Source organism: Micromonospora sp. NPDC002411, assembly GCF_053592955.1.
The window spans coordinates 1-9,128 of record NZ_JBSFBM010000271.1; the positions used below are offsets into that span (position 1 = coordinate 1).

Annotated in this window: 8 protein-coding genes; 2 read left to right on the forward strand and 6 right to left on the reverse strand. The window is 72.8% G+C overall.

The genetic code is table 11. The features are described 5' to 3' along the window. From ACWCO3_RS26170 to ACWCO3_RS26185, 4 genes are all read right to left on the reverse strand, one after another. A partial coding sequence (locus ACWCO3_RS26170) for a GNAT family N-acetyltransferase (RefSeq protein ID WP_450012533.1) occupies positions 1 to 390 on the reverse strand: 390 nt, incomplete at its 3' end. Between the two features lie 54 nt (positions 391 to 444). Beyond that, entirely contained in the window at positions 445 to 1,557 is a 1,113-nt protein-coding gene (locus ACWCO3_RS26175) for an alcohol dehydrogenase catalytic domain-containing protein (RefSeq protein WP_145783861.1), read from the reverse strand. Beyond that, positions 1,554 to 3,008: an aldehyde dehydrogenase family protein gene (locus tag ACWCO3_RS26180; RefSeq protein ID WP_450012535.1), complete on the reverse strand. Its 1,455-nt coding sequence runs from the start codon at positions 3,006 to 3,008 to the stop codon at positions 1,554 to 1,556. The genes ACWCO3_RS26175 and ACWCO3_RS26180 overlap by 4 nt, the downstream gene beginning before the upstream one ends. 80 nt (positions 3,009 to 3,088) lie before the next feature. After that, the gene (locus ACWCO3_RS26185; RefSeq protein WP_357932508.1) at positions 3,089 to 3,763 is read right to left on the reverse strand and encodes a TetR/AcrR family transcriptional regulator; all 675 of its coding nucleotides are present in this window, start codon (positions 3,761 to 3,763) and stop codon (positions 3,089 to 3,091) included. A gap of 98 nt (positions 3,764 to 3,861) precedes the next feature. Here ACWCO3_RS26185 and ACWCO3_RS26190 point away from each other — a divergent pair, with 98 nt between their 5' ends. Then, on the forward strand, positions 3,862 to 5,034 hold the full coding sequence (locus ACWCO3_RS26190; RefSeq protein ID WP_450012537.1) for an acyl-CoA dehydrogenase family protein: 1,173 nt from the start codon (positions 3,862 to 3,864) through the stop codon (positions 5,032 to 5,034). Positions 5,035 to 5,288: 254 nt separating this feature from the next. Continuing rightward, a complete protein-coding gene (locus ACWCO3_RS26195; RefSeq protein ID WP_450012539.1) occupies positions 5,289 to 5,810 on the forward strand; it encodes a peptidoglycan-binding domain-containing protein in 522 nt (173 codons plus the stop codon). 82 nt (positions 5,811 to 5,892) lie between these two features. Here the strand turns inward: ACWCO3_RS26195 and ACWCO3_RS26200 are convergent, their stop codons facing one another. Both ACWCO3_RS26200 and ACWCO3_RS26205 read right to left on the reverse strand, forming a co-directional pair. Further along, on the reverse strand, positions 5,893 to 6,930 hold the full coding sequence (locus ACWCO3_RS26200; protein WP_145783869.1) for an aminotransferase class V-fold PLP-dependent enzyme: 1,038 nt from the start codon (positions 6,928 to 6,930) through the stop codon (positions 5,893 to 5,895). A 79-nt stretch (positions 6,931 to 7,009) separates the two neighbouring features. Further along, positions 7,010 to 9,128 (reverse strand): FUSC family protein (locus tag ACWCO3_RS26205; protein WP_450012541.1); only part of this gene is annotated, 2,119 nt, incomplete at its 5' end.

Sequence of the window (9,128 nt, forward strand, 5' to 3'; positions counted from 1 at the left end):
CAACTCCAGACGACGCAGGTTGCGGTTGCGGAAGCCGTACCGGCAGAGCAGCCGGATCACGTCGGTCCCGTACCCCTGGCCACGTGCCTCGGGCAGCAGTGAGATGCCGAGGTGGGCGTACTGGTTGAACGCGCTGATCCCCCACAGCACGCTGCCACCGAGGAACGTGCCGTCGGCCACGGTCTCCGCCACCAGCGACACATTGGCCTGGCCGTCGGGCGGGTCGGTGACCTTCTTCTCCAGCCGGGCCCGGATCTGGCCGACGTGCGGCGGCAGGAACGGCTCGCCGTCGGTGACCAGGTGCAACTCGGGATCCCCGTACAGACGGAACATGTTCGGCGCGTCGTCGGGAGTGGGCGGGCGCAGTCGGACCCGCTCGGTGGCGAACATGCCGCGACGCTAACAGCCGCCACGCAGACCCACGACCCGGTTTCGGCCGGACGCTCAGTCCAGTGTGACCACCCAGCGAGCGCCCTCGCCCCGCGCCAGCCGATCGAACGCCATGGGTGCCTCGTCCAGCGGGATCGTGCCGCTGACCAGCACACGCAGATCCAGCGCGCCGTCGGCGAGGGCGGCGGCCAGCACCGGCACCTCCCGGTCCGGGTCGGACGAGCCGTAGACCGAGGAGCGCAGGGTACGGGCGGAGTGGAAGATGTCCAGCGCGCCGAGGCTGACCATGTCGTCCTTGGCGCCCATGCCGACCACCGTCACCGCTCCCCCGCGCCGGGTGAGCCGCCAGGCGGCGCGGATGGTGGCGGCCCGGCCGACGCACTCGAACGCGTGGTCGACGCCCCGGCCTTCGGTGCGGGCCCGGATCTCCTTGGAGAGCCGGTCGTCGGAGAGCAGGAAGTCGGTCGCGCCTGCGGCGAGCGCGAGGTCGCGCTTGGCCTCGGCGACGTCGACGGCGAGGATCGTGGTGGCACCGGCCCGGCGGGCGGCGGCCAGGACGGCGAGGCCGACCCCACCGAGCCCGACCACTGCCACACTCTCACCAGGTGCCACCCGGGCCGTGTTGCCGACCGCGCCGACGCCCGTGAGCACAGCACAGCCGAGCAGGGCGGCCTGCGCGGGCGGCAACCCGGCCGGGATCGGGATGACGGCGCGTTCGGGCACCACCACCGCCTCGGCGAGCGCGCCGAGGCCGAGGGTCAGGTGCAGCGGTACGCCGTCGTCGGTCTCGCCGCGGGGCACGGTCGGGGCCGTGGTGGCGGCGCAGAGCCACGGCTCGCCACGTCGGCACCACCAGCAGGCCCGGCAGGCCGGCGCCCAGTTGAGGACCACCGGGGTGCCGACGGCCAGCTCCACGCCCGGCCCGGTCGCGGCCACCACTCCGGTCGCCTCATGTCCGAGCACCAGCGGGAACCTCGCGGCGAGGGTGCCGTTGGCCATCGACAGGTCGGAGTGGCAGACCCCGGCGGCGGTGATCTTCACCCGGACCTCGCCGGGGCCGGGAGCGGGCAGGCGTACCTGCTCGATCCGCAGCTCGGCGCCGGAGCCCCGCGCGACCAGCGCGCGAACGGTGACCGACGCGGCCGGGGACGTCTCCGGGCCGCTCATCGCTGGATCGCCTTCAGCTCGCAGAACTCGGCGAGCCCGTGCACGCCCAACTCCCGGCCGAGCCCGGACTGCTTGTAGCCACCGAACGGGGCGAGCGGGTTGAACGGCGCGCCGTTGATGTCCACCGCCCCGGTGCGCAGCCGACGGGCCACCGCGAGCGCCGCGTCGGTGTCGGCGGACCAGACCGCGCCGGCCAGCCCGTACCTGGAGTTGTTGGCGATGGCTACCGCCTCGTCGGTGTCGGTGAACGGGGTGACGGCGAGCACCGGGCCGAAGACCTCCTCCTGGGCGAGTGCGCTGTCGGGGTGCACGTCGGCGAAGACGGTCGGCGCGACGAAGTGCCCCTGTGGCGGCACCGGGGCGTCCGGGCCACCGACGACCAGCCGTGCGCCGTCGGCCAGAGCCCGATCGATGTGGCCGCGCACCCGGTCCGCCTGGGCGGCGGAGACCAGCGGCCCGAGGCGGGTGGTCGGGTCGAACGGGTCACCGAGCCGGTAGCCGGCGACCGCCGTGGCGATCAGGTCGAGCGCCTCGTCGTACCGGTCGCGGTGCACCAGCATCCGGGTCCACGCGGTGCAGGTCTGGCCGGAGTTGAGCAGGGCGTTGCCGACGCCCACCTTGACCGCGGTGCCCAGGTCGGCGTCGGGAAGGATCACATTGGCGGACTTGCCGCCCAACTCGAGCGCGACCCGGGCGATCCGGTCGGCGGCGAGGCGCATGATCCGGGCGCCGGTGGCAGTGGAGCCGGTGAACGACACCAGGTCGACGTCGGGATGCCCGGCCAGCGCCTCACCGACCACCGGCCCGGTGCCGGTGACCAGGTTGAGCACCCCCGGCGGCAGCCCGGCCTCGCTGACCGCGTCGAAAAGCAGGTACGCGGTCAGCGGGGTCACCTCACTGGGCTTCAGCACCACAGTGCAGCCGGCGGCGAGCGCGGGGGCCAGTTTCGCCATCACCTGGTGCAGGGGGTAGTTCCACGGGGTGATCGCGCCGACCACGCCGATCGGCTCGCGGACGACGAGGGAGTTGCCGATGCTCTCCTCGACCGGCGCGCGGGCGGCGAGCGCGACGTGGTCGCGCAGGACGGTCAGCGGCAGCCCGACCTGCACCCGGGTGGCGAGCTTGAGCGGTGCGCCCAACTCCACGGCGATGGTGCGGGCGAGGTCGTCGGCGCGCGAGGCGAGCGCGGCGTGCAGCCGGTCCAGGTGCGCGGAGCGCTCGGCGGGGGCGGTCGCCGACCAACCGGGGAACGCGGCGCGGGCCGCGGCCACGGCCACGTCCACGTCGGCCGGGGTGCCGGCCGGCACCTGGCCGACCAGCTCGCCGGTGCTCGGGTTCTCCACGTCGATCAGCTCGACGTCGGCGGGGGATGTCCATTCGCCGCCGAGGTGCAGGTGGCGCCGGAGGCGCAGGGCGTCGGGCAGCGGCGATGGCGGGGCGGCGAGGTCCATGTCGTCCCTTCGGGGGCGGGCGACCGGCGATGGCGACGGGGTCGCGATGGGCGATGAAACTAGCGCTGGGAGTTTGGACGCTACCCGTTGGGCCGTGTGGACTCCACCGCGCCGGCGGTACGGACGGGATCCACGGTGCGGGCGTACTCGGCGGCCAACCCGTGCAGCAGGGCGTCCAGGCCGAGGGCGAAGGCGCCCTCGTCCACGCTCTGCTGGTGCTCGGCGAGCCGGTGCGCGTCGCGCAGGTGCGGGTAGTGCGCGGCGTACAGCTCCGGGTCCTCCACGAAACCCCGGGCGAACGAGCCGAGGGCCGACCCGGCCACGAAGTACCGCAGCGCGGCGCCGATGTGGGTGGCCCGGGCGGGAGGCCAGCCGGCACGGACCAGGCCGCCGTAGACCGCGTCGGCCATGGCCAGTGCGGCCGGTCGCCGACCGGGCCCCTGCGCCAGGTACGGCACGATGTTCGGGTGGGCGGTGAGCGCCCGCCGGTACGACCAGGCCCAGTCGCGCAGCGCGGCGACCCAGTCCCGGCCGGTGAAGCCTCCGGTGTCGACGGCGCCGGTCACCGTGTCGGCGACCGCGTCGAGGATCTCGTCCTTCGTGGCGAAGTGGTTGTAGAGCGAGGGCCCGCGGACGCCCAGCTCGGCGGCGAGCCGGCGGGTGGAGAACGCGGGCAGGCCCTCGGCGTCGATGAGCGCGGTGGCGGTCTCGACGATCAGCTGCCGGGTGAGCCGGGGCTGGCGGGGTCGGGGCACTGCGCTCCTTGAGGTCTCGGCCGTCGGGTCTGGACGCGGCAAAACTTGCACCGCTAGTTTAATGGGTGACCGGCTGCGCCGACGCCAGGAGGACCACCGTGGACTTTTCGCTCACCGACGAGGAGCGGGCGGTACGGGACACCGTCCGATCGTTCATCCGCCGCGAGGTGATGCCTCTGGAGGTGGAGGTGCTCCGCCGGGAGCGGGCACACCAGCCGGGCCTGGACCACTCCGAGGTGCGTGAGCTGCAACTCAAGGCGCGCAAGTTCGGCTTCTGGGGCCTGGCCACCCCGGAAGAGTACGGCGGAATGGACCTGCCGGCGGTGCTCCAGTCGTTGATCTGGACGGAGCTGGGCCACACGTTCGTGCCGTTCCGCTTCGGCGGCGAGGCGGACAACATCCTGTTCCACGCCACCGAGGAGCAGAAGCAGGAGTTCCTCATCCCGACCATCGAGGGCGAGCGGCGTTCCTGTTTCGCGATCACCGAGCCCGGTGCCGGCTCGGACGCCGCCAACATCCGGCTGTCCGCCCGCCGGGACGGCGACGACTGGATCCTCGACGGCGAGAAGACCTTCATCACCGGCGGCCACGACGCCGACTTCGCCATCGTGGTCGCGGTGACCGACCGGGAGAAGGGCGCCCGCAACGGCGGGGCGACCGCGTTCCTGGTGGACCGGTCGATGGGGTGGCGCTCGGAGTTCATCCAGACCATGGGCGAGGGCGGGCCGGCGTCGCTCATCTTCGACGGCGTACGCGTGCCGCACCGCAACATTCTCGGCGAGATCGGGCAGGGCTTCACGCTGGGCATGGAGTGGATCGGCAAGGGCCGCTACACCATCCCGTCGCACGCCATCGGCATCGCCGAGCGGGTGCTGCAAATGGCGATCGACTACGCCAACACCCGGGAGACCTTCGGCACGAAGATCGGCGCCAACCAGGCCATCCAGTGGATGATCGCCGACTCGGAGACTGAGCTGGAGGCGGCCCGCTGGCTGGTGCTGCGTTCCGCGTGGACGGTCGACCAGGGCCTCGACCCCCGGCACGCCTCGTCGATGGGCAAGCTCTACGGCGCCGGCATGGTCAACCGGGTGGTCGACCGGGTGCTCCAGATCCACGGCGGCATGGGCTACACGCGTGAGCTGCCCATCGAGCGCTGGTACCGGCAGGTCCGGCTCTACCGGATCTTCGAGGGCACCGACGAGATGCAGCGGCTGATCATCTCCCGGGACCTGCTGCGCGGCTACACGAAGATCGGCGGTCACCTGGCCTAGGGCCCCACCGCCACGCCCACGCCCACGCCCACGCCCACGCCCACGCCCACGCCCACGCCCACGCCAAGATCCGCGCAACTTCCCGGATGTTGCTGTCTCCGACACGCGGGAGACACCTAGATCCCTGATGTTGCGCGGATCTTGGCGGGGTTTCGACGCGGAGCAGCCGGAGCAGTCGGCTGCTCGTGAACCACGAGGGTCTGACGGTCATCTACCCCTATGACACCCACCAGGGGATCAGAGGGGGAACGCTCATGCACCGACTCATCAAGGCCGCCGCGCTGGCGATGGCCGTCGCCACGTTCGGCGCCGTCGTCACCGCGGCCGCGCCGGCGTCCGCGAGTGTCAGCCAGGGCTACGTCGCGGGTTCCGGCACCTGGACCGACGACTGGAACGACGAGGGCCCCATCTCCGCGTCGACCCGCTCGTACAGCAACGTGGTCGCCATGTGGCAGATGATCCTGTGGGCGGACGGTTACCTCGCCTACTCGGACGTGGACTGCCAGTTCGGGCCGGTGACGACGGCCGCCACGAAGAAGTGGCAGACCGCGCGAGGTCTCGTCGCCGACGGCGTCGTCGGCCCGAAGACCCTGGCCAAGGCGGCCACCCGACTCGCCGTGTACGAAGGCGAGGGATGGTACTACTACGACGGCGCGGGCAGCGAAATCGTCCACTTCGGTCGCCTCGCCGACGGCCGGTGGGACATGAGCATCGGCATCAATCTGGAGTGGCAGCCGCTCTCCTACGCCGCCGCGACCTTCGACCGCTGCTCCTGACGTATCGCTGCTCCTGAGGAACCGCTGCTCCTGACACACTGGGGACGGCCGACCGTCGAGTCGGCCGTCCCCACAAGCGGGATCAGCCGGTCAACGCCGCCAGGGCCGCGTCCACGTCGGCCTCGGTGGAGTAGATGTGGAACGAGGCCCGGACCCGTCCGGCGCGCACCGCCGCCCGGATGCCGGCCTCCGCCAGACGCCGCTCCGCGTCCGGCACGTCCACGCTGACGATGGCGCTCTCCCCCGGCGGCTGGCCGAGCCCGGTCCGGAACCGATTGGCCAACGCCACGTCGTGCGCCTGGATCGCCGGCACGCCGATCTCGGCGACCAACTCCAGGGCAGGTGCCGCCCCCACCCAGCTGAACCAGGCCGGTGAGATGTCGAACCGGCGGGCGTCGTCGGCCAGCCGCAACGGCGGGCCGTAGTAGGAGGCGTGCGGGTCGTGGCCCGCGTACCAGCCGGCGGCGTCGGGGCGCAGTCGTTCGCGCAGCGCCGGAGCCAGGTAGGTGAACGCGGTCCCGCGCGGGTTCATCAGCCACTTGTAGCCGCCCACCGTCACCACGTCGGCCCGGCTCCCGTCGAAGGGCAGCCAGCCGCACGCCTGGGTCGCGTCCACCACCACCAACGCGTCGTACGCGCGGGCCGCGGCCACGATGTCGTCGTACGCGGCGACCGCACCGTCGGCCGACTGCACCAGGCTGAACGCGACCAGGTCGGTGTCCGCGTCGATGGCGTCGACGAGCGACTCCAACGGCACCACGCGGACCGAGATGCCACGCTCCTCCTGGACGAGCCAGGGGAACAGGTTCGAGGTGAACTCGACGTCCGGGACCACCACTGTCGTCCCGGCGGGCAACGCCCCAGCGACCGGCGCGAGCATCTGCGAGACGGAGGCGCCGACCGCCACGTCGCCCTCCGGCACGCCGATCAGGCCGGCGAACGCGGTACGGGAGCGCTGCACCGAGTCACCCCAGCCCTCCCAGGAGCTGCTGCCGACCCGCCACTGGGCGAGCGCCTCCTGCAACGCCGTCCACGCCGGCTCGGGCGGCAGCCCGTAGGAGGCGGTGTTCAACCAACCGGGCTCCGGCTTCCACAACTGCTGCGCCTGCTCGATCTCCATGACCTTGACGGTAGGCGGACCGGTGTGCGACAGGCACGGCCAATCGGCGATCGGCGGCCTGCCGCAGTGAGTCGGCAGGTCAGGGCTTGCCGGTCGGCTCGCCCGGAGTCTCAGGTCGGACCCGGGCGAGGGCGAGGGTGTCGGCGAGGGCGGCGAGCCACCTGTCGACCTCGACCAGGTGCCGGACCGCCTGCGGATCGACCTCGCCGAGCAGTGGCCGGACCCGGTCCAGCTCGTCGACACAGGTGATCGGTGCAGGCCCCGGGCCCGACGACCGGCCATGGGTCACCTCCTCGGCCAACTCGTCGTACGCCGAGCGCAGATGTGCGACGGCGTCGCGCAGCAACGCCGCAGCCGCGGGCCAGCCGGCGAGACAGCCGGGTGGGTTACGCCGCAGCAGTGACCCGACGCCGGGCACCACGTGATGTCCGGCGCTCAGGACGGCGTCCCAGTTGACCTGCTGCCGGTGCGGGTCGTGCCGCTCGGAGTGGTACTGGCAGTACGACGAGTCGATCAGAACCATCCGACGGCGTACCCGGTCGATGGCACGCTGCGGTGACGGAGCATCGCCGAGCACCGCCTCGACGGTCTGCTCGACCGCGTCCGCGCTGGCCGCGAGGTAACGGACGGCGTTGTGCCGCAGGTCGTGGCTCGCCCCACGGGGCCACATGGCCACACCGGCCAGCACGCCGATCACCGCGCCGAGCAGCACGTCGACGAGCCGCGCCTCGGCGAGCCGCCACCCTTGCGGGTCGAGCTGGGCGAAGACGACGGTCAGCAGCACCGTGAACAGCGCCTGCTGCCAGACCGGACCGAGCAGGCGTCCGACGCCGAAGGCCAGGATCAGGGTGACCGGCAGGACGACGGCGTAGACGATCGGCAGGTCGACGACGAGCATCACGGCGCCGCTGACGAGGGCGCCGGCGATGGTGCCCAGCACCGAGGGCCGCAGCGCGGAGCGGGTGTCAGCGGCCGAGGTGCGCAGGACCGTGAGCGTCGCCAACAGCACCCAGAAGCCGTGCGTGAGCTGCAGCAGCCCGGCGGCCACCCGGGCGACGGCCAAGGCGACGGCCAGCCTCAGCGAGCTGTGCAGGTGGGCCGAGCGGGGCGCCAGGTGGGAGCGGAACTGCCGCCAGTACAGCGTCCACTCGTTGTGCCCCGCGTAGTCGAACAGACCCGGCGGGGCATCCACGCCGTCGAGTCGCGACCCGGTGGCCAGTCGGGTGCCGACAGCGAAGACCCGTACCTGGTCGGCGAGGGCCAGCGCCGTCGCGTCCCGGCACAACCGGGGCACGTCCGGTGGCTGACCGTCGCCCTCGCCCACCGCCGCCTCGGCCCGCCCAACCACGGCGTCCAGACCATCGAGGTCCACTGGTGCTCCGCCCGCGGTCAGGCTACGACCGGCCGCCCGGGTCGTGTCCGCGCCGACGCGCAGCAGTCGCGCCGCCGCCAGGTCCGGGATCGGTTCCGGTGGGACGTCCGCCGCCAACCGGTCCGCCTTGGCCAGCACCTCCCGCAACGCCGCCGCGCAGATCCGTAACGCACGGTCCTGAGCGCCCGCCGCGGTGGGCGCCCACGCCGGAGGGTTACGGGCCAGATCAAGCGGGCCGACGACGTCGTACGCCCGCTGGCGTCGCGCGTTCCGGCCGGCGTGGTCCGGGTGCGGCTCGGTCAGCGCGCCGGCGGCGCTGTCGAGGAACGCCGCGACGCCGTCGGCCGCCTCGGCGAGTCGCTGCGGGTAGGAGACCGGCACCGGGTCGGGCCAGAGCAGCACCTCGGCCGCGGCGAGCAGCACGATGGCGAGCGTGACGCCGCCGAGACGTTGCGGCAGCGTGTCCGGCTGGTACGGCGGGAAGGACGCAAGGATGTAGAAGAGCTGGAACGCGCTGGCCCACCCCACCAGGCGCGGGTTGCCGACCCCGCCGAACGCCACGACGAACCCGATGACCAGCATTCCGCCGGCCGCCGCCCACGTGCTCCAGGCCAACAGGGAACCCGCCGCGATCAGCGCCCAGACCGCCGGCAGCGAGATGACCAGGATCCGCGCCCGTTGCGGCGCGGGACCGGGCAGCTGCGCGAACGCCCCGGCGGCGATCGTGCCGAACAGACCGTAGGTGGCGAGCACCGAACTGCCGGCACCGTAACGGCAGCTGTAGAAGACGACGGACGCCACGAGCGTCAGCCGGGCGGCACGTCGC

Coding starts and splice junctions, on each gene's coding strand:
- ACWCO3_RS26175 (WP_145783861.1), bottom strand. CDS start 1,557: ATGAGCGGCCCGGAGACGTCCCCGGCCGCGTCGGTCACCGTTCGCGCG.
- ACWCO3_RS26180 (WP_450012535.1), bottom strand. CDS start 3,008: ATGGACCTCGCCGCCCCGCCATCGCCGCTGCCCGACGCCCTGCGCCTC.
- ACWCO3_RS26195 (WP_450012539.1), top strand. CDS start 5,289: ATGCACCGACTCATCAAGGCCGCCGCGCTGGCGATGGCCGTCGCCACG.
- ACWCO3_RS26200 (WP_145783869.1), bottom strand. CDS start 6,930: ATGGAGATCGAGCAGGCGCAGCAGTTGTGGAAGCCGGAGCCCGGTTGG.